This is a genomic window from Azospirillum sp. TSO5 (genome assembly GCF_003116065.1).
Taxonomy (GTDB): Bacteria; Pseudomonadota; Alphaproteobacteria; order Azospirillales; family Azospirillaceae; genus Azospirillum.
Window position 1 is genome coordinate 21,026 of record NZ_LGQY01000062.1, and the last position, 19,711, is coordinate 40,736.

Sequence of the window (19,711 nt, forward strand, 5' to 3'; positions counted from 1 at the left end):
CGACTCAGCCCACCAGCCCGGACATCACCGCGCGCAGTTGCGCCGGTTTCACCGGCTTGTTCAGCACCAGACAGCCGGCCGCCTTGGCCTCGTCCGCCAGTTCGGGCGTGCGGTTGGCGGTGACGATCACGGCGGGCAGGATTCGGCCGCAGGCGGCGCGCAGCCGCGCAACCTCGTTGACGCCCAGCGCCCCGTCGTCGAGGTGATAGTCGGCGATCAGCAGATCCGGCGGCTGCGGCATGCCGGACAGCAGGGCCAGCGCCTCGTCGCCGTTGGTGGCCGACACCACGTCGCAGGCCCAGCCGCGCAGCAGCGCCTCCATCCCCGCCACCACCGCCGGCTCGTTGTCCAGCACCAGCACAGAGGTGCCGGCCAGCCGGTTGGTCATCGGCCGGGCGGCGACGCTGGCCGGACGTACGGCGCGCCGCTCCGTCCCGCGCGGCACGGTGACGGCGAAGACCGAGCCACGGCCCGGCTCCGACCGCACGGTGATGGGGTGGCCCAGCATGCGGGCGACGCGGTCGACGATGGCAAGGCCAAGCCCCATGCCGCGGTCGCGCCCCTTGGTGACGGGGGTGTCGAGGCGGCGGAACTCCTGGAAGATCTCGGTGATCTTGTCGCGCGGGATGCCGGGGCCGTTGTCCCACACCTCGATGCGGATGCCGTCGCCGGTCCGGCGGCAGCCGACCACCACCCGGCCGCCCTGGACATAGCGCAGCGCGTTGGACAGGAAATTCTGCACGATCCGGCGCAGCAGCCGCATGTCGCTGCGCACCACCGCACCGGATCCCACCACCTTCAAATCGATGCCGCGCTCCGCCGCCACCGCGGCATATTCGGTGGCGAGCGGCGCCAGGATGCCGCGCAGCGGGAAGTCCGTGACCTCCGGCGTCACCGCCCCGGCATCGAGCTTGGAGATGTCGAGCAGCGCCGACAGCAGATCCTCCACCGACGCCAGTGCCAGGTCGATGTTGTCCACCAACTCCGCATTGGCGGCCGGCTGCTCCAGGTCGGCCAGGGCCGAGACGAACAGGCGGGCGGCGTTCAGGGGCTGCAACAGGTCGTGGCTGGCGGCGGCGATGAAGCGGGTCTTGGACAGGTTGGCCTGATCGGCCTGGGATTTCGCCTGCTGAAGCTGGTCGTTCAGCGTCATCAGCGCGGATTTCTCCGCCTGCTCGGATTCGCGCCGCCGCTCCTCCTCATGCTTGATGACGGTGATGTCGGTGTAGACGCCGACGATGCCGCCGTCGCGGGTGCGCCGCTCGTTCACCTGGATCCAGCGGCCGTCGGACAGGCGATTGAGAAACACGCCCTTCAGGTCGTGGCGGTGCTCCATCCGCTCGCGCAGCCAAACGTCGGGCGGCGGTTCGCTGACCGCGCCGGCGGCGGCGACCATCGCCACCAGATCGTTGAAGCGGATGCCGGCCTGGATGCGGCCCGCCACCGACGGCCAGTAGGACAGGTATTTCCGATTGCACAGCACCAGCCGGTCGGACGAGTCGAACAGGGCGAAGCCCTCGTTCACCGACTCGATCGCCTCGAACAGGCGGGTGCGCATGGTGTCCGCCAGTTCCTTGGCGCGGGCGAGGTCGCGGTTGCTGTCCTCCAGCTTGTGCAGGGCGCGTTCCAGCTCCAGCGTGCGTTCGCGGATCTTCTGCTCCAGCACGATGGCGGTCTGGAACAGCGAGAAGGCGCCGCCCTGGAAATCCATCGACCGCTCGACGCGGTCCATCAGCACCTTGTTGATGCGCTGGAGCTTGGCGTTCTCGCGCTCCAGCCCGGCGATGCGGTCGGCGGGGTCGAGCGTCCAGTTGCGGGTGGGGATGCCGGCCATGGCTTAGCGCCCTCCGATGGCGACGCCCGTGAAGGTCTGGTTGACGTGCATGCCGTTCACCTGTTCGCCGTAGGCGCAGAATCCGACAACCCGGTTGCGCGCCAGCCGTTCCGCCATGACGGCGTTCAATTGCCGCTGCTCCATCTCCAGCCGGCGCAGGATGCAGTCGCAGCCGAGGATCAGGTCGGGGGCGCCGACCTCCGCCTCGATGCCCGCGATCAGCCCGTCGAAGTTGGAGACCGGATCGACCCCCTCCGCCACCGTCAGGACGATGCCCTCGTCGATGGCGCAGAAGAAGGTCAGGCTCTCGTCGTCGTTCACCTTCTGGATGGAGCGGACATGGTACTGGCCGCCGACCCGCACGACGACCGGATGGGCGGCGAAGATCATCGGGGTCAGCGGCTCGCCCTCCAGCCCGACCAGCCGGGCGTATTCGCGGCCGGCCGGCTCGGCATTGATCTCATGGACGATGCGGTGCTGCGGGTCGGCGCCGGTCACCACCATCTTGCGGTCGGAGCTGACGAAATGCTGGGTGCGGAAGACGGTGAAGGGCCGGTTGGTGGTGAACAGCGCCACCACCGCGGCATTGGGGTGGAAGGCGCCCTCGTGCAGGACGAAGGTGCGTTCGAAATGCAGGTCGTCGCCGGCCGAGGCGCCGAACAGCGGGATGTCGATCAGCGCGTTGTGCAGCGCGCTGACCACCGTCTCCTCGCTCATCGACAGGCCGTCGATCAGCAGCATGGCGAAGCTGCGGGCATCCTCGCCCAACGGCACCGGCCGGCTCGCCATCGCCCGATCGCGGCGCGACAGCAGCGAGCGCGCGATGGCGGTGCTGTCGGCGATCTCGAAACGGTCGACATGATCGACCAGCGCGGTGACGACGCAGAAATCCTCGCTCGGGAAGCCGACCGCCACCAGTGCGTTGGTGGTGTAGCCGCCAGGACCGATCTCCCCCGCCGTGGTGCAGCCGATGACCGGCACCATGCCGAACTCCCGCGCCAGGGCATCGGCCAGGGCGTCGCGGTCATAGCTGGGGGCGCAGAACACCACCACCAGCTCCAGCGGCACCTCGCCCAGCCCGGCGCGCAGTTCCCTCGCCGCCTCGTCGAGACGTTCGGCATGGGTGACGGCGCGCGGCATGCCATCGCCGGACGCGGGTTTCACCGGGCCGTCTGCGGAGGGACCGTCTGCGGAGATCTCCCGTGTGGACATCGATGCCGCCTGCGCCTCCCTCTCCGTGCGCGGATGCGATCCGGCAAGGGTACTCCAGGGATGGCGGCGGGCAAGACCAATCCGCGGACCGGTGAAGGAGGACATGATGCGGGGCGGCTCCTGAAGATGCTCGGCCTAGATACTCTCTGCCGGCTGCGGATCGGGCAAGCCGGCCAATTCCTCGTCGGTGAACAGGCGGGCCCTGGCGGTGAAGCGGACACCGTCCGGCGCCTCGATCGAAAAGCCGCCGCCGCGCGCCTGGATAACGTCCAGGATGACCTGGGTGTTGCGCCACCATTGGAAAGTGTCGTCGGACATGCAGAAAGGCGTGTCGCCAATCTTGCCGATGCAGATGTCGCGCCCGCCCAGCCGGAACTCCCCCTTCGGCAGGCAGAGCGGCGCCGACCCGTCGCAGCAGCCGCCCGACAGATGCAGCATCAGCGGCCCGTGCTTCGCGGCAAGGCGGTCCAGCAGGGCGATGGCTTCGGGGGTGGCGGTGACGCGTTCGGTCAGGACGGGGGCTGTCGGCATGGAACGTTCCCTTATCACGAAACCACGCTTGGAAAGAAAAAAGGCCGGGGGACGCGCCCCCGGCCCAGGTTTGCCCGATAGGGAGGAGCAGGGCTCAGAAGAAGCCGAGCGCTTTCGGGCTGTAGCTGACCAGCAGGTTCTTAGTCTGCTGGTAGTGGTCGAGCATCATCTTGTGCGTCTCGCGGCCGATGCCGGACTTCTTGTAACCACCGAAGGCGGCGTGCGCCGGGTACAGGTGGTAGCAGTTGGTCCACACGCGGCCAGCCTGAATGCCGCGGCCAATGCGGAAGGCGCGGTTGCCGTCACGGGTCCAGACGCCGGCGCCCAGGCCGAACTCGCTGTCGTTGGCGATGGCCAGCGCCTCTTCCTCGGTCTCGAAAGTCGTCACGGCGACGACCGGGCCGAAGATCTCCTCCTGGAAGATGCGCATCTTGTTGTGGCCTTCCAGGATGGTCGGCTGGACATAGTAGCCGCCCTCCAGCTCGCCGCCCAGATGGGCACGGCCGCCGCCGGCCAGAACCTTCGCACCCTCGGCCTTGCCGATCTCGATGTAGGAGAGGATCTTCTCCATCTGCTCTTGCGACGCCTGGGCGCCGATCATGGTGCCGCCGTCCAGCGGATGGCCCTGGGCGATCTTGTTGACGCGCTCGACCGCCAGCTTGATGAAGCGGTCGTAGATCGACTTCTGGATCAGGACGCGGCTCGGGCAGGTGCAGACCTCGCCCTGGTTCAGCGCGAACATCGCGAAGCCTTCCAGCGCCTTGTCCAGGAACTCGTCGTCGGACGCCATCACGTCTTCGAAGAAGATGTTCGGCGACTTGCCGCCCAGCTCGACGGTCGACGGGATGATGTTCTCCGACGCGTACTGCAGGATCAGGCGGCCGGTCGAGGTCTCGCCGGTGAAGGCGATCTTGGAGATGCGCTTGTTGGTGGCGAGCGGCTTGCCGGCCTCGATGCCGAAGCCGTTGACGACGTTGATGACGCCCGGCGGCAGCAGATCGCCGATCATCTCCATCAGGACCATGATCGCCATCGGGGTCTGCTCGGCCGGCTTCAGCACGATGCAGTTGCCGGCGGCCAGCGCCGGGGCCAGCTTCCAGGCGGCCATCAGCAGCGGGAAGTTCCAGGGAATGATCTGGCCGACGACGCCCAGCGGCTCATGGAAGTGATAGGCGTAGGTGGTGTGGTCGATCTCGGCGATCGAGCCTTCCTGGGCGCGGATGCAGCCGGCATAGTAGCGGAAATGGTCGATGGCGAGCGGAACGTCGGCGGCGCGGGTCTCGCGGATCGGCTTGCCGTTGTCCAGCGTCTCGGCCAGCGCGATGATCTCCAGCCGCTCTTCCATGCGGTCGGCGATCTTCAGCAGGATGTTCGAGCGCTCGGTCGGCGAGGTGCGGCCCCAGGCGTCCTTCGCCTTGTGGGCGGCGTCCAGCGCCAGCTCCACGTCGGCGGCCTGGGAACGGGCGACCTCGCACAGCGGCTTGCCGGTAATCGGGGTCAGGTTGGTGAAGTATTGGCCGTCCACCGGCGCCACCCACTGGCCGCCGATAAAGTTGTCGTAGCGGGGGCGGAGCGCGATCTGCTTCTGGAGCGTTTCGAGAGCCTGGTGGAGCATTTGGGCCGTTCCTCTCAGTGTGGTGAACCGGTCAGGTCTCCGGTCCAACGCGTTTGTCGGGGCCATTCAGCCACTCTGAGAGGTCGAGGGTAAATTGTACTATGGAAGGAGACGGTGCGGGGGTGGGATTGTTCGCCCACCACCCAATGGGCCACCCAATGAGCGGCGCGAAACCGCTCACTCCGCCGGCTGGCGCACTTCGACATAGCCCTTGCGCAGTTGCTCCTGATACCAGCGGCGGTGATGCTCCATCGCCCAGTTCTCGTCGACGTCGCCGGAGCCCATGGCGTCGAAGGCGCCCTCCATGCCGATGGTGCCGATGTAGATGTGACCGATCACCGCGGCGATCAGCGCCGCCGCCAGCAGCCCGTGGATGACGTGGATGGTCTGCATCCCGCCGATCCCGGTGACGGCGAAGGGCACCATCAGCAGGTAGCCGGTGGCCGCCATGCCCGAGCCGCCCAGCACGATGCTCCAGAACACCAGCTTCTGCCCGGCGTTGAAGCGCCCGGCCTCCGGATGGTGGCCGCCGGCCTTGGAGAAGAGCCCGCCGGCCGTCTTGATCCAAAGCCAGTCGGCTTTCTCCGGAATATTGTCGCGCAGCCAAAGCGCGACGATCATCAGCAGCCCGACGACGAAGGGCACGCTGACGAAGTTGTGGATCGACTTGGAATATTCCGCCAGCGGCGTGAAGGCCTGATGGCCGATCAGCGGGATCAGCAGCGGCCGGCCGAAGGTCAGGATCACGCCGGTCAGCGCCATCGTCAGGAAGCTGCCCGCCGTCGTCCAATGGGCGAAGCGGTCCAGTCCGTTGAAGCGCAGCACCAGCCGCCCCGCCTTGCCGCCATGGATGCGGATGGTGCCGCGATAAAGGAAGAAGATCGCCAGCACCACCGTCATGCCGATCGCCAGCCCGCCGATGGCCAGGCGCAGCGTGTGGGTGCGCCATTCCCGCCACTCCCGCCCTTCCGGCTGGACCAGCACCGCCAGCTTCTCGTCCGGAATGCTGACGCGGCCGACGACCTTGTCGTCCTGCGGGACGTAGAGCGGCACCTGCTCCTTCGTGGTCGGCGAGTTGGGGCCGGGCGCCTGATAGAGCTGCGCTTGTGCGAAAGTCGGAGCGGCCAGACCAGCAACGGCCAACAGGGCGATCAGCAGCAGGGCGTGCAGGGGGCGCATGGTGGTCTCCCAATTGACGAATTGGCGCCTTACTTGCCCCCACCCCAACCCTCCCCCGCTCTCGCGGGGGAGGGAGCAAGTGCTTGTGCGGGAGAGTGGCGGCAGTCCCTCCCCCGCGAGAGCGGGGGAGGTTAGGTGGGGGTCTAACGTCGCACTCGCTCAGAACTCCTCACGCCCCTCCCGTGCTCGGCCCGCCGGGCGCGAAGGGGGAGCCGCGGTCGTTGCGGCCGTAGGCGGTGGACCAGCCCGGCGCACCGGAGCCATAGCCACGGCGCACCGACCGTTCCTGATAGATGTCGGCCAGGATCGCGCCGTCGCCGGCCATCAGCGCGCGGGTGGAGCACATCTCCGCGCAGAGCGGCAGCTTGCCCTCGGCCAGCCGGTTGGCGCCGTATTTCTGGTACTCCTCGACGCTGCCGTCCGGTTCGGGGCCGCCGGCGCAGAAGGTGCACTTGTCCATCTTGCCGCGGCTGCCGAAATCGGTGGTGCGCGGGTATTGCGGCGCGCCGAACGGGCAGGCGTAGAAGCAGTAGCCGCAGCCGATGCACAGATCCTTGCTGTGCAGCACCACCCCGTCTTCGGTCTGCAGGAAGCAGTCGACCGGGCACACCGCGGCGCAGGGTGGGTCGTTGCAATGCATGCAGGCCATGGAGATCGACCGCTCGCCCGGCTTGCCGTCGTTCAGCGTGACCAGCCGGCGGCGGTTGATGCCCCACGGCACCTCATGCTCGTTCTTGCAGGCGGTGACGCAGGCGTTGCATTCGATGCAGCGTTCCGAATCGCACAGGAACTTCATCCGGGCCATGTCTCATCAGCTCCTGCACGTCATGCCGGCTCGACCCGGCAGAGGGTGACCTTGGTTTCCTGCATGAAGGTGACGGGGTCGTAGCCGTAGGTCGTCACCCCGTTGGCCGGCTCGCCCAGCACGATCGGGTCGGTGTTGGGCGGGTAGTTGCCGCGCAAACTGTCGCCGCGCCAGAAACCGGAGAAGTGGAAGGGCAGGAACACGGTGCCGCTGCCGACGCGGTCGGTGACCAGCGCCTTGACCTTGGCCTTGCTGCCGTCCTCCGGCCCATGGATCCACACCCAGGCGCCGTCCCGGATGCCCAGCCCTTCGGCGTCCTTGGTGTTGATCTCCGCGAACATCGACTGCTGCAGCTCGGCCAGCCAGGGGTTGGACCGGGTTTCCTCGCCGCCGCCCTCATACTCGACCAGCCGGCCGGAGGTCAGGATCATCGGGAAGCGCTGGCGCAGGTCGCTGTCCGCCACCTTGAACTGAAGCGAGCGGGCAAGCTGGACCAGACGGAAGTCGCGCCGGTCCTCGATGGCCGGGAAGGCCTTCACCAGATCGGGGCGCGGGGAATAGATCGGCTCGCGGTGGATCGGCACCGGGTCGGGCAGGTTCCAGGCAACGGCGCGCGCCTTGGCGTTGCCGTGCGGCACGCAGCCATGCTTCAGCGCCACGCGGATGATGCCCATCGACAGGTCGGTCTGCCAGCTGACATTGTCCACCTCGGCCCCGCCGCCGCCGATGGCCTGGATGACGCGCATCTCATCGGGCGTCAGATCCTTGTCCCAGCCCAGCTTCTTCAGCACGGCCATGGTGAATTCGGGATAGCCGTCCTCGATCTCCGATCCCTTCGAATAGGAGCCGTCGGCCAGCAGCGAGACGCCGTTGCGCTCCACCCCAAAGCGGGCGCGGAAGACGCCGCCGCCGTCCATCACATGCTTGGAGGTGTCGTAGAGCACCGCCGATCCCGGATGCTTGATCTCCGGATGGCCCCAGACCGGCCAGGGCAAGCCGTAGTAATCGCCGGCGCAGGGGCCGGAGGAGGCCCGCATGGTGATCTTGTCGAAATCGGCCTGATGCTTCATGTGCATCTTCAGCCGTTCCGGCGACTGGCCGGTGGCGCCGATGGACAGGCAGCTGCGGTTCATCTCGCGCAGGATGTCCTCCGGCACCGGCCGGGTGTTCTCCACCGTGATGTGCTTGAACATCTCGTCGGCGAAGCCCAGCTTGCGCGCCAGCAGGTACATGATGGTGTAGTCGTCCTTCGATTCGAAGATCGGCTCCACCACCTTCTCCCCCCACTGCATCGAGCGGTTGGAGCAGGTGCGCGACCCGTCGGTCTCGAACTGGCTGCAGGCCGGCAGGATGTAGGTGCCGTTGCGCCGTTCCTTAATCGCGGCGAAGGTGGTCGGGTGCGGGTCGGCGATGACCAGCAGGCTCAGCTTCTCCAGCCCCTTCACCATGTCCGGCATGCGGGTGACGGTGTTGCCGCCATGGCCGAAGCACATCATGGCGCGCAAGGGGCTGGGCTGGTCGATCTCGCCCGGCTTGGCCAGCACCGCGTCGAACCAGCGCGTGGTCGGGATGCCCTTGGCCTCCATCAGTTCCTTGGAGGCGAACCGGCTCTTCATAAAGTCGTATTCGACGTCCCAGGCGCGGGAGAAATGCTTCCACGCCCCTTCTGCCAGCCCGTAATAGGAGGGCAGCGTGCTGACGTCGAGGCCGAAGTCGGTGGCGCCCTGCACGTTGCAGTGGCCGCGATAGATGTTGGCGCCGCCACCGGCCACGCCGATGTTGCCCAGCGCCAGCTGCAGGATCGACAGCGCGCGGACGTTCGCGGTGCCGACCGTGTGCTGGGTGACGCCCATGCACCAGATCACCGTGCTGGGCTTGTTCTTCGCCAGCGCCTCCGCCACCCGGCGCAGTTGGGGACCGGGGACGCCGGTCACCCGCTCCACCTCCTCCGGCGTCCATTTCTTCACCTCGGCGCGGACCTCGTCCATGCCGTAGACGCGCTGGCGGATATACTCCTTGTCCTCCCAGCCATTCTCGAAGATGTGCCACAGCAGGCCCCAGGCGATCGGTATGTCGGTGCCGGGACGGATGCGGACATATTCGGTGGCGTGGGCGGCGGTGCGGGTGAAGCGCGGGTCGATGACGATGAAGGGGGCGCGGTTGTGCTCCTTGCCGCGCAGCATGTGCTGCATCGACACCGGGTGCGCCTCCGCCGGGTTGCCGCCGACGATCACCAGCGCCTTGGAGTTCTGGATGTCGTTGTAGCTGTTGGTCATGGCGCCGTAGCCCCACGTGTTCGCCACGCCGGCGACCGTGGTGGAATGGCAGATGCGCGCCTGATGGTCGACGTTGTTGGTGCCCCAGAAGGCCGCCAGCTTGCGGTAGAGATAGGCGCCCTCGTTGGAGAACTTCGCCGAGCCGAGCCAGAACACCGCGTCCGGCCCCGACGCCTGCCGAATCTCCATCAGCTGGTTGCCGATCTCCTCGATCGCCTGGTCCCAGGTGATCCGCTGCCACACGCCGTCGACCAGCTTCAGCGGGTATTTGACCCGGCGGGTGCCCTTGGTCAGTTCGCGCACCGACGCGCCCTTGGCGCAGTGGGTGCCCTGGTTGATCGGGCTTTCCCAGCCCGGCTCCTGCCCGACCCAGACGCCGTTCTGCACCTCCGCGATCACGGTGCAGCCGACCGAGCAGTGGGTGCAGACATTCTTGCGCGTCACCACCTCGACATTCGGCAGGATGGGACCGGCCTCCGCCTTGCGGATCATCGCGCCCGGCAGCGCCCCGACGGCGGCGATGCCGCCCGCGGCAAGGCCGGAGCGGCGCAGGAAGCCGCGGCGGCTGACGCCCGACTCCAGACTGTCGGCCAGCGCGGCGACCAGACCGGAGCGCTTGTTGCCTGTCGTTTTCGCCGAGCTGCGTTTGACCAGCATGGACACCCTCCGGATCGCCTACAGGCGGTTCAGCGCGTAGAAGCGCTTGACGTGTTCGGTTTCGCGGTAGCGGGTCTTCACCTGCTCCTGCGGCGATTCCATCGCCTGCGCCTCGCCCCCCGCCGGCAGCACGGCCGCCGCGGCGGCACCTGCCGCGCCGAGACCCAGCGTCTTCAGGATGTCGCGGCGTTGCAGGGGATTGCGCGGCGCGGAATTACGTGAGGGTTCTGGCGGCGTCTTCATGCGTCGGCCTCCTCCAACTGGTCGGTCTGTCGGTTGAGTGCTTCCTGTTCGATCTCCAGGAACAGGCGGCCGATGGTGCCGACCGGGCGGTAGAGGCCGGCCGCCTCCGCCCCTTCCAGATCGCCGAAGAAGCGGTCGGCCCAGGGCAGCAGATGGCTGTCCAGCATGTGGCGCTGCACCGCCGGGTCGGCCCCCTCGCGGATCAGCACCGCCATCACGTCGCAGAGCGCGGCGATGTGGTCCTCCGGCTCCGCCACGTCGGGCGCGCGCTCCAGCCCCAGCGCCTGCAGGTCGGCGCGCAGGGCTGACAGCGGCCGGTCGGTCAGGAAGCCCGTGCGGTAATAGGAGGCGTAGGGGACCAGCTCGCCCTGGACGACGCCGATGAACAGCGCGTTGAACTCGCGCTCCGCCGCTTGGGGATCGGTGGCGCGGGCGCGGGCGGCCAGATCGTCAAAGGCGCGGCCGATCGGCGTCGCATCGCCGGCAAGGCCGCCCAGCAGCGCCAGCAGGTCGGCGCCCGGCGGGGCCGACAGCGTCAGCACCAGCAGCCGGTAGACGTCGGCGCGCAAACCATCCGCGCCGCTTTCCGGATCATGAACCGTCATCACACTCCCGCAAGCCGCTCCGTAACTCTCTTCAAAAGCCATGACCGGTCGAAAGCCATGACTGGCCCGAACATGGACAACGCCCGGCAGGACCAAAGGTTGCCTTACCCGGTCGGGGCTATCCCGCCGGGGTCATCCCTTTTTTCCGGCGGAAGGATCACTCCTTACGGTCGGCCTGCGGGCGGCCGGAAAAGTTGCGGTGCTCGACCGACGCCTCCTCCCCCACCCGTGCGCCCACCGATGCGAAGGTCTCGTCGGCGCTGCGGGCGAACAGGCTCGGCAGGATCGCCCAGGCGCCACCCGCCAGGACGAGGATGGCGACGAGCGCGGCAAGAAAGGCTTTCATCGGCTGAACTCCGGACAGCGCTGACCGGAACGAAGCCGCGCTGCCGGCTCCGCCCACGCCACGCACAACGCTGCCCAAGCCGGATTGTTTCCATCCGATCTTTTCCGCTTGATATGCTCTAATCGAGCACATATGGTTTTGCTCAGAACGAGCATAGAGCGGAGCACACCGATGCCCGAGGTCGCCGAACTCGCCTACACCCCCGCCGTCGCCGCGGCGACCGCACCAATCTATGACCGGATGAAGCGCGTCGTGCCGGCCATCGAATGGCCCTTCCACGCGCCGCTGGTCCACGCCATCAACGAGCTGAAGCGCGAGCGCAACGCCGTCATCCTGGCCCACAACTACCAGACGCCGGAGATCTTCCACGGCGTGGCCGACATCGTCGGCGACAGCCTTGCGCTGGCCGCCAAGGCGACGCAGACCGACGCCGACGTGATTGTGCTGGCCGGCGTGCATTTCATGGCGGAGACGGCGAAGCTGCTGAACCCGGCCAAGACGGTGCTGATCCCCAGCCGCAACGCCGGCTGCTCGCTGGCCGACAGCATCACCGCCGCCGACGTCCGGCTCCTGCGCGAGGCGCATCCCGGCGTGCCGGTGGTCGCCTATGTCAACACCTCCGCCGAGGTGAAGGCGGAGGTCGACATCTGCTGCACCTCCGGAAACGCGGTGGAGGTGGTGGAATCGCTGGGCGTCGACCGGGTGATCTTCCTGCCCGACGAGTATCTGGCGAAATACGTTGCCACCCAGACCAAGGTCGAGATCATCGCCTGGAAGGGTCATTGCGAGGTGCATGAGCGCTTCACCGGCGCCGAGATCGAGGAGTTCCGCCGCCGTTTCGACCGGCTGACCGTGATCGCCCACCCCGAATGCCCGCCCGACGTGCTGGAGGCGGCCGATTTCGTCGGCTCCACCGCCCGGATGATCGATTTCGTCGGCACGGAGAAGCCGCCGCGGGTGCTGATGGTCACCGAATGCTCGATGAGCGACAACGTCGCCGCCGCCTCGCCGGAAACGGAGTTCGTGCGGCCCTGCAACCTCTGCCCGCACATGAAGACGGTGACGCTGTCGGGCATCCTGGAGTCGCTGCAGACCCTGGAACCACGCGTCGAGATCCCGGACGCGCTGGCCGCCCGCGCCCGCCGCTCCGTGGAGCGCATGCTGGCGGTGAAGCCGAAGTGAGTGCGTAGAAAAGCCCTCTCCCGGGGCGGGAGAGGGAGAGTCAGGAGTCCCCCCATGATCTCCAGCATGCCTTACGATGTCCGCGATGCCGAGGTGATCGTCGTCGGTTCCGGCCTTGCCGGGATGACCGCCGCCCTGCAACTCGCCCCGCGCGCGGTCACCCTCATCACCAAGACCGCCGGCCTGCCCGGCGGCTCCAGCCTCTATGCCCAGGGCGGCATCGCCGCCGCAGTCGGTCCCGACGACCGGCCGGAGGACCATGCCGCCGACACCGTCGCCGCCGGGGCCGGGCTGGTCGACGCGGCGATGGCGGCCCTGCTGACCCGCGACGGCGCCGCCCTGGTCCGCCGGCTGCTCGATGACGGCCTGCCCTTCGACCGCGCGCCCGACGGCTCGCCTTTGCTGGGCCGGGAAGCCGCCCATGGCGCGGCGCGCATCGTCCATGCCGGAGGCGACGCCACCGGCCGCACCCTGGTCACCGCCCTGGCCGAGCGCCTGCGCGCCACCCCCTCGGTCCGGGTGGAGACCGATGCCTTCGCCGTCGATCTCGTTCTCCGCAACGGCCGGGTCTGCGGTCTGCTGGCCTGCCACCCGGAGGGTTGGGTTCTGCACCGCGCCCCGCGCGTGATCCTGGCGACCGGCGGCATCGGCGCCACCTTCGCCCGCACCACCAACCCGGCGGAGGCCACCGGCGACGGCCTCGCCATCGCCGCAAGAGCCGGCGCCCGGCTGGCCGATCTGGAGTTCGTGCAGTTCCACCCCACGGCGCTCGCCGTCGATGCCGACCCGGTGCCGCTGCTGACCGAAGCGCTGCGCGGAGCCGGCGCCATCCTGCTCGATCACGCCGGCCACCGCTTCATGCCCGACGAGCATCCGCTGGCCGAACTGGCGCCGCGTGACATCGTCGCCCGCGCCATCGGCCGGCGCGTCGCGGCGGGAGAGCCTGTGTTCCTCGATTTGCGCCCGGCGCTGGCCGCCAAGCCCGACGGCTTCCCCACCGTGCTGGCTCTCTGCGCCGAGCATGGGCTGGATCCCTTCGCCGAGCCGATGCCGGTGGCGCCCGCCGCCCACTACCACATGGGCGGGGTGGTCACCGACGCCGACGGGCGCACCAGCCTGGAGGGGCTGTGGGCCTGCGGCGAGGTCGCCTGCACCGGCGTCCACGGAGCCAACCGGCTGGCGAGCAACTCGCTGCTGGAGGCGCTGGTGTTCGGCGCCCGCGTCGCCCGCGACGTGGCGGAGCGCCCCCTGGCGCCGCTGCCGCCCTTCGCCCTGCCCCGTCCGCCGGCGGTCGCCGCCGATGTCAGCTATATCCTGCTCGACGCTATCGGGGCGGAGGCGCGCAGCGCGCTTTATGACGGCGCCGGGCTGGTGCGCGACGGCCTGGGGCTGCTGGCCGCCCGGCGCAAGCTCGACCGGCTGGCGGCGGCCCTGGACATGCTCCGCTGCGAAGAGGATGACGCCCACGGAGACGCCAAAGCCCCGCCGGAAATCGTCCGCCAGTGGGGCGAGGCGCGCAACCGGCTGCTGGTCGGCCGGCTGGTCGTCCATGCCGCGCTGGCGCGGGAGGAAAGCCGCGGCGCCCATTGCCGCAGCGACCATCCACTCCCCAACCCCGCCCATGGTGATGGGGCTGGCACCCGCACCCTGACCCTCAGCGATCTGGCCGGCACCGCCGGTCCCCTGTCCGGAGACGCCGCATGCTGCATCCTCTGACCGTCGAGCCCATCGTCCGCGCCGCCCTGGTGGAGGATCTGAGTCGGGCCGGCGACATCACCACCGACAGCATCATCCCGGCCGACGCGGTGGCGACCGCCCGCATCGCCGCCCGCAAGGATGGCCGCGTCGCCGGTCTGGACGCGGCGCTGATCGCCTTCCGCCTGCTCGACCCCGGCATGTCGGTGACGGTGGAGCGCGCCGACGGCGACGACGTGGCGCCCGGCGGCACCATCGCCACCCTGACCGGCAAGGCACGCGCCCTGCTGACGGCGGAGCGCACGGCGCTGAACCTGATGGGCCGGCTGTCCGGCATCGCCACCGCCACCCGCGCCCTGGTGCGCGAGGTTGACGGCACCAAGGCCCGCATCGTCTGCACCCGCAAGACCACCCCGGGCTTGCGCGTTCTGGAAAAGCATGCGGTGAAGCTGGGCGGCGGCTTCAACCACCGCTTCGGGCTGGATGACGCCGTCCTCATCAAGGACAACCACATCGCGGTCGCCGGCGGCGTGCGCCCGGCGGTGGAGCGCGTCCGCGCCGCCATCGGCCACATGGTGAAGGTGGAGGTGGAGGTCGACACGCTCGACCAGTTGGACGAGCTGCTGGGCCTGCCGGTCGATGTCGTGCTGCTCGACAACATGGACCCGGACACGCTGCGCCGCGCCGTGCGGATGGTCGACGGCCGCCTGCTGACCGAGGCGTCGGGCAACGTCACGCTCGCCACCGTCCGCGCCATCGCGGAGACCGGCGTCGACATGATCAGCTGCGGCTGGCTAACCCACAGCGCCCCGAATTTGGATCTGGGGCTGGATATGTGACGGTGCAGGAATCAAAAAGCCCCTTCTTCCATTGAAAGGAAGAAGGGGCTTTTTTCTGAACCGGCTTACGCCGCCAGCTTCTCGACGTTGCCGTCCAGGCCCATCAGCAGCAGTTCGACCTCAAGGTCCGGATGGCGTTCCTTGACCATCGCCTTCAGCTTGGTCAGGTACTGGCCATGCACCTCGGCCTCCTTGGCCGGATCGGGCGACAGGTCCATGCCGAGGAAGACCTTGTAGGCGCCGCAGTCGCGGTGATCCATGACGATCACGCGCTTGATGTGGTGCAGCTCCTTGGCGACCGCGACATGGTCCCAGAAGGCCTCGCCCCAGGCGGGCTTCTTCTCGGTCAGGGCGCCCAGGCTGGCGCCGGCCAGGATGACATGGTCGTAGTTCGCCTGCATGTTGCGGGCGTTCATGTAGCTGGCGACATGGCCCATCAGGCGATAGTCCATGCAGGACAGCAGAAGCGTGTCGACGCTGCCGGCCAGGGCCGGGCGGCTCATCATCATCGGCGCCATCAGCGTCACGCCGGCACCCAGCGTCGCCAGCTTCAGGAACCCGCGGCGCGAGCTGTGTTCGCCCTGGCAGCAGCCATGGTGATGACCGGTCGAATGATCCATTGTGCCCTCCCAACACGCCCCGAACCCGTATCGGGGGTTTCACGCGCGATGGTGGCAGGTAAGTATTAAAAATTCCAATACATGGGGTTCCACAGTGCGAAAAAGCAATGAATCCAGACGCTGTGGTATTTTTCGGATAGATCGACCTACAACCGGATTTCATTCCGTTACCGAACGGAAAGGAAAACGGGCCGCCCGGTGAGGGGCGGCCCGTTTCCATGCATGGATGTTCCCGGTCGTCAGCGTTCGGCTGTCACCCGCCGCGCGTGCTGCTCGGCGCCGGCGTTCCGGCCGATCCGACGGTGCTGGAGGCCGGCGGCGGCGAGGCGCTCGCGCTGTGGCTGGACGAACAGTCCGCGTTGGCGATCCCCGCCGTCAGGAGAGTGGCGAGACCGAACAATGCGGCGACGACCGGACTGGCTCCATGAGACATTGGATCACCTCCTTTCTGAAACGTTGCGACCACCAACAGATTGACACAGTAGAGCACTCGGTCAATGGCCGATTCAAAGATTGATGGCCCGTCTCCCAAAGGAACAGGTTCCGGTCTTGAACTTGAGCAGCGTTACCGGGTTTCCAGCAGCCCGCTCATCGTCGCGAACAGTTCCGACTTCGCTTCGAAGCCGACGCCCGGCAGGTCCGGAAGGCGAACCCGGCCATCCTCGACTGCGATACCGTCGGCGAAACCGCAGAAGGGCTTGAAGACGTCGGGGTAGGATTCATTGCCGCCCAAATGCAGGCCGGCGGCGATGTTCAGCGACATCTGGTGCCCGCCATGCGGCACCACCCGCCGGCTGGACCAGCCATTGTCCTTCAGCATGTCCAGCGTGCGCAGATACTCGACCAGACCGTAGCTCAGCGCGCAGTCGAACTGCAGCCAGTCGCGGTCGGCCCGCATGCCGCCATGGCGGATCAGATTGCGGGCGTCCTGGTGGGAGAACAGGTTCTCGCCGGTCGCCATCGGGCGGTCGTAATGGTTGGCAAGTTCGGCCTGCAGCGCATAGTCCAACGGATCGCCGGCCTCCTCGTACCAGAACAGGCCATAGGGCTTCAGCGCCTCCGCGTACTTGATGGCGGTGTCGAGGTCGAAGCGGCCGTTGGCGTCGACGCACAAGTTCTCGCCCGACCCGACCACCTCCAGCACCGCGTCGATGCGCCGCAGATCCTCCGCCAGCGATGCGCCGCCGATCTTCATCTTCACGACCTTGTATCCGCGGTCGCGGTAGCTGCGCATCTCGTCCTGCAAGGCCGTCACGTCCTTGCCCGGATAGTAATAGCCGCCGGCCGCATAGACCCAGACGCTGTCGTCGGCCACCCCGCCGCGGAAGCGGTCGGCGAGCAGGCGGTAGAGCGGCACGCCGGCGATCTTCGCCACGGCATCCCACACCGCCATGTCGATGGTGCCGACGGCGACGGAACGCTCGCCATGGCCGCCCGGCTTCTCGTTGGTCATCAGCCGCGCCCAGATGCGGAACGGGTCCAGGTTCTCGCCGCTGTCGTCCAGCAGGCTGTCGGGCGCCGCCGACATCAGCCGGGGAATGAAGCGCTCGCGCAGCAGACCGCCCGCGGCATAGCGGCCGTTGGAATTGAATCCGTAGCCGATCACCGGCTTGCCGTCGCGCACCACGTCGGTGACCACCGCGACGACGCTGCACGTCATCTGGCTGAAGTCGATGAAGGCGTTGGCGATGTCGGACTTGATGCCGGCGGTCTGCTCGCGGATTTCGACGATGCGCATGGCGGTTCCCCTTGCAGCGTGGTGGCGCGTTCGATGACGGCACTGTAGGGATGGTGCGGGCCGCCGGGCCAATGCCAAGGTCGGAACGCTTCATGCGGGTTCGGCATAGGCGGCGGAAAGCCGGCACGGCAGACGTGACGAAGATTGGGCGATGGAACTCTCCTGGCTCGACGATTTCCTGGCGCTGGTGGATTGCGGCAACTTCTCCCGCGCCGCCGACGCGCGCCACCTGACCCAGCCGGCCTTCAGCCGCCGCATCCGCGCGCTGGAGGATTGGGCCGGCACCCCGCTGTTCGACCGCAGCGCCCAGCCGGTGACGCTGACGGAGGCCGGGCGCCGCTTCCGCCCCTTCGCCGACGAGACCGTGCGCCGCCTGCTGCAGGGCCGCGAGGAGGCGCGGCTCGCCGCCCAGTCGGAGGCCGCGACCCTGCGCTTCGCCGCCACCCATGCACTGTCGCTGACCTTCTTCCCCTCCTGGCTGCGGGCGCTGGAGGCGCGGGCAAGGCTGGGCGCCATCACCCTGTCGTCCGACAGCATGGAGGCCTGCGAGCGGCTGATGCTGGCCGGACAGGCGCAGTTCCTGCTCTGCCACGCCCATCCGGCGGCGGCCGGCCGGCTGGATGCGGAGTCCTTCCGCTCCGTCGTCGTCGGCGGCGACCGGCTGCTGGCGGTGACCGCCCCCGATGCGGCCGGCCGGCCGCGCCATCTGCTGGCTGCCAGGGAAAACAGTGAAAGCGGCGAAAGCGCGCCGCTGCCGCACCTGTCCTACAGCCGCGAATCCGGCATGGGCCGCATCCTGGAGGCGGTGCGGGCGGCGCAGTCGCTGCCCGCGGCGCTCGACACCGTCTTCACCTCCCACCTCGCGGCAGTTCTGCGCACGCTGGCGCGCGACGGGCGCGGGGTGGCCTGGCTGCCGGAGAGTCTGATCGCCGAGGATCTGGCGCGCGGCACCCTGGTTCGCGCCGGGGTGCCGGCCGGCGACGAGCGCTGGATCGTTCCGGTGCAGATCCGGCTGGTCCGTCCCCGCGCCCGCCAGAGCAAGGCGGCCGAAAGCTTCTGGACGCTGGCGGTCGAAGCCGCCCTGTGGCGCAATGCCGAGTCGCCGACAGAGTCCATCATCCCGGTTGCCGGAGCGGAGTCGGTCACGGAAGAAGAGTTGTGACCGTTTGACCGCAAGTCACTTTGATCGTTGACATTCTCAACAAAGGCTGTCCAAGCGCGCGATTTCGCTGGCGCTAACCCTTCCGATCGGGCAAAATTTGCCTAGTTGGTTTAGGGAGCGTCGCGTCAGCGACCGGAGGAACGATCATGGGCGTCAGCAGCATTGGCGGTATCGGCGGCTATCAGCAGCAGCCCTACGTCACCCCGCTCAGCAGCGGCCCGGCCGCGGCGCAGCGGTCCACCTCCCCCGTCGAATCCGCGCAGGAAGACCAGACCGAGCGCACCCGCCGCCAGCAGGAGGCGCAGACGGTCCAGAGCGGTTCCAGCGGCGGCAACACCACCCCCACCCGCGGCCAGAACCTCAACATCACGGTCTGACCCGGATCGGGTTATGTAGCGGGGACGGCTGGGAGAACGAAGCGGGACGGCACCCGGCCGGGGGCTGTCTCAACGGCAACGCCTGGAAAGCGGGCAAGAAGCGCGGGAGGCACCGATGGAGATCCGTGGCGTTTCCAGCACGACGGTAATCCGCCCGACGGCTTTCCAGCCGACGGAGTCGGGATCCGCTTCCGCAGCACGTCCCGCCGAGGGCACCGGCAGCACCGCCGAGGGCGGGACGGACAAGGCTTCCGGCCCCGGCTATATCAGCCCCTTCCTGCGCTACGACCAGGGCGCGCGGGTGGCTGTTCTGTATTTCCGTGATTTTGACACCGGCGAAACCCAGGACCAGATCCCTTCCCAGCGCGTGGTGGAGGAATACCGCCGCACCGCCAGCCGCCTCGCCCAGGAGGACGAGCGGAAATCGGCCGCTGCGAAGGCGGGGTCGAGCGGATCGGCGGACGGCTCCACCGGTGGAACGGGGGCTTCGTCGGGCAGTGGCTATACCCCGGCGGCGAGCGGCTCCGGGTCGGCCGGCACGTCGATCGGCGTATCCTTTGCGAGTGCTTCAGGCGGCGGGACGGCGACAGGGGCCGGCAGCGCTGCGGCGCCGACAACCGGCGGCTTCACTCCGGCCGCGACCGGCGGGCGCTCTGGCGGGTCGCCGGGCGGACTGGTTTCGGTGACTGTTTGAAGGGTAACGTTGTCGCTCAACGCCCCCTCCCCATCCCTTGTATGTTGAGTTTGGCTTATAGTGTCTCCGACGGATCGAGCTGCTGGGGGTGGCCACCCCCA

General features: G+C 68.3%; 19 protein-coding genes. 7 read left to right on the top strand and 12 right to left on the bottom strand.

From position 1 onward, the window contains the following. Positions 1-4: 4 nt before the first annotated feature. From TSO5_RS17560 to TSO5_RS17605, 10 genes are all read right to left on the bottom strand, one after another. Positions 5-1,834 carry a NahK/ErcS family hybrid sensor histidine kinase/response regulator gene (locus tag TSO5_RS17560; protein WP_109152764.1) on the bottom strand — a complete coding sequence of 610 codons (1,830 nt, stop codon included), beginning with the start codon at positions 1,832-1,834 and terminating at the stop codon, positions 5-7. 3 nt (positions 1,835-1,837) lie between these two features. Then, on the bottom strand, positions 1,838-2,998 hold the full coding sequence (gene nosP / locus TSO5_RS17565) for a nitric oxide-sensing protein NosP (protein WP_247870801.1): 1,161 nt from the start codon (positions 2,996-2,998) through the stop codon (positions 1,838-1,840). Positions 2,999-3,181: 183 nt separating this feature from the next. Then, complete coding sequence (locus TSO5_RS17570; RefSeq protein WP_199230922.1) at positions 3,182-3,577, bottom strand: DUF779 domain-containing protein; 396 nt, start codon at positions 3,575-3,577, stop codon at positions 3,182-3,184. Positions 3,578-3,671: 94 nt separating this feature from the next. Further along, positions 3,672-5,192 carry an aldehyde dehydrogenase gene (gene adh / locus TSO5_RS17575; RefSeq protein WP_109152765.1) on the bottom strand — a complete coding sequence of 507 codons (1,521 nt, stop codon included), beginning with the start codon at positions 5,190-5,192 and terminating at the stop codon, positions 3,672-3,674. 177 nt (positions 5,193-5,369) lie between these two features. Then, positions 5,370-6,371, bottom strand: a complete 1,002-nt coding sequence (locus TSO5_RS17580; protein WP_109152766.1) for a formate dehydrogenase subunit gamma — start codon at positions 6,369-6,371, stop codon at positions 5,370-5,372. A 169-nt stretch (positions 6,372-6,540) separates the two neighbouring features. Then, the gene (fdh3B, locus tag TSO5_RS17585; RefSeq protein ID WP_109152767.1) at positions 6,541-7,176 is read right to left on the bottom strand and encodes a formate dehydrogenase FDH3 subunit beta; all 636 of its coding nucleotides are present in this window, start codon (positions 7,174-7,176) and stop codon (positions 6,541-6,543) included. Positions 7,177-7,196: 20 nt separating this feature from the next. Further along, positions 7,197-10,109, bottom strand: coding sequence for a formate dehydrogenase subunit alpha (locus TSO5_RS17590; RefSeq protein ID WP_109152768.1), 2,913 nt, complete (start codon positions 10,107-10,109; stop codon positions 7,197-7,199). Positions 10,110-10,127: 18 nt separating this feature from the next. After that, positions 10,128-10,352 carry a hypothetical protein gene (locus TSO5_RS17595; RefSeq protein ID WP_109152769.1) on the bottom strand — a complete coding sequence of 75 codons (225 nt, stop codon included), beginning with the start codon at positions 10,350-10,352 and terminating at the stop codon, positions 10,128-10,130. Further along, positions 10,349-10,957, bottom strand: a complete 609-nt coding sequence (locus tag TSO5_RS17600; RefSeq protein ID WP_109152770.1) for a molecular chaperone TorD family protein — start codon at positions 10,955-10,957, stop codon at positions 10,349-10,351. The genes TSO5_RS17595 and TSO5_RS17600 overlap by 4 nt, the downstream gene beginning before the upstream one ends. Before the next feature lie 157 nt (positions 10,958-11,114). Then, positions 11,115-11,303 carry a hypothetical protein gene (locus tag TSO5_RS17605; protein WP_109152771.1) on the bottom strand — a complete coding sequence of 63 codons (189 nt, stop codon included), beginning with the start codon at positions 11,301-11,303 and terminating at the stop codon, positions 11,115-11,117. Between the two features lie 171 nt (positions 11,304-11,474). Between TSO5_RS17605 and nadA the strand changes: the two genes are divergently transcribed. From nadA to nadC, 3 genes are read left to right on the top strand one after another with little or no spacing between them, the layout of a single operon-like run. Then, the gene (gene nadA, locus TSO5_RS17610) at positions 11,475-12,485 is read left to right on the top strand and encodes a quinolinate synthase NadA (RefSeq protein ID WP_109152772.1); all 1,011 of its coding nucleotides are present in this window, start codon (positions 11,475-11,477) and stop codon (positions 12,483-12,485) included. A 54-nt stretch (positions 12,486-12,539) separates the two neighbouring features. Further along, entirely contained in the window at positions 12,540-14,201 is a 1,662-nt protein-coding gene (locus tag TSO5_RS17615; RefSeq protein ID WP_109152773.1) for an L-aspartate oxidase, read from the top strand. Continuing rightward, positions 14,186-15,019 (top strand): carboxylating nicotinate-nucleotide diphosphorylase, encoded by an 834-nt coding sequence (gene nadC / locus TSO5_RS17620; protein ID WP_109152774.1) that lies wholly within the window; start codon positions 14,186-14,188, stop codon positions 15,017-15,019. Before TSO5_RS17615 ends, nadC begins: the two co-directional genes overlap by 16 nt. A 65-nt stretch (positions 15,020-15,084) precedes the next feature. On the opposite strand, the gene TSO5_RS17625 is transcribed toward nadC, so the two are convergent. Continuing rightward, positions 15,085-15,639, bottom strand: coding sequence for a carbonic anhydrase (locus TSO5_RS17625; protein ID WP_109152775.1), 555 nt, complete (start codon positions 15,637-15,639; stop codon positions 15,085-15,087). 218 nt (positions 15,640-15,857) lie between these two features. Here TSO5_RS17625 and TSO5_RS17630 point away from each other — a divergent pair, with 218 nt between their 5' ends. After that, entirely contained in the window at positions 15,858-16,067 is a 210-nt protein-coding gene (locus tag TSO5_RS17630) for a hypothetical protein (RefSeq protein WP_247870802.1), read from the top strand. 137 nt (positions 16,068-16,204) lie between these two features. On the opposite strand, the gene TSO5_RS17635 is transcribed toward TSO5_RS17630, so the two are convergent. Next, a complete protein-coding gene (locus TSO5_RS17635; protein WP_109152777.1) occupies positions 16,205-17,377 on the bottom strand; it encodes a mandelate racemase/muconate lactonizing enzyme family protein in 1,173 nt (390 codons plus the stop codon). A 151-nt stretch (positions 17,378-17,528) separates the two neighbouring features. Here TSO5_RS17635 and TSO5_RS17640 point away from each other — a divergent pair, with 151 nt between their 5' ends. From TSO5_RS17640 to TSO5_RS17650, 3 genes are all read left to right on the top strand, one after another. Next, positions 17,529-18,539 (top strand): LysR family transcriptional regulator, encoded by a 1,011-nt coding sequence (locus tag TSO5_RS17640; RefSeq protein WP_109152778.1) that lies wholly within the window; start codon positions 17,529-17,531, stop codon positions 18,537-18,539. A 146-nt stretch (positions 18,540-18,685) separates the two neighbouring features. Continuing rightward, the gene (locus TSO5_RS17645; protein ID WP_109152779.1) at positions 18,686-18,916 is read left to right on the top strand and encodes a hypothetical protein; all 231 of its coding nucleotides are present in this window, start codon (positions 18,686-18,688) and stop codon (positions 18,914-18,916) included. A 115-nt stretch (positions 18,917-19,031) separates the two neighbouring features. Then, positions 19,032-19,610 (top strand): hypothetical protein, encoded by a 579-nt coding sequence (locus tag TSO5_RS17650; RefSeq protein ID WP_109152780.1) that lies wholly within the window; start codon positions 19,032-19,034, stop codon positions 19,608-19,610. Positions 19,611-19,711 lie beyond the last annotated feature (101 nt).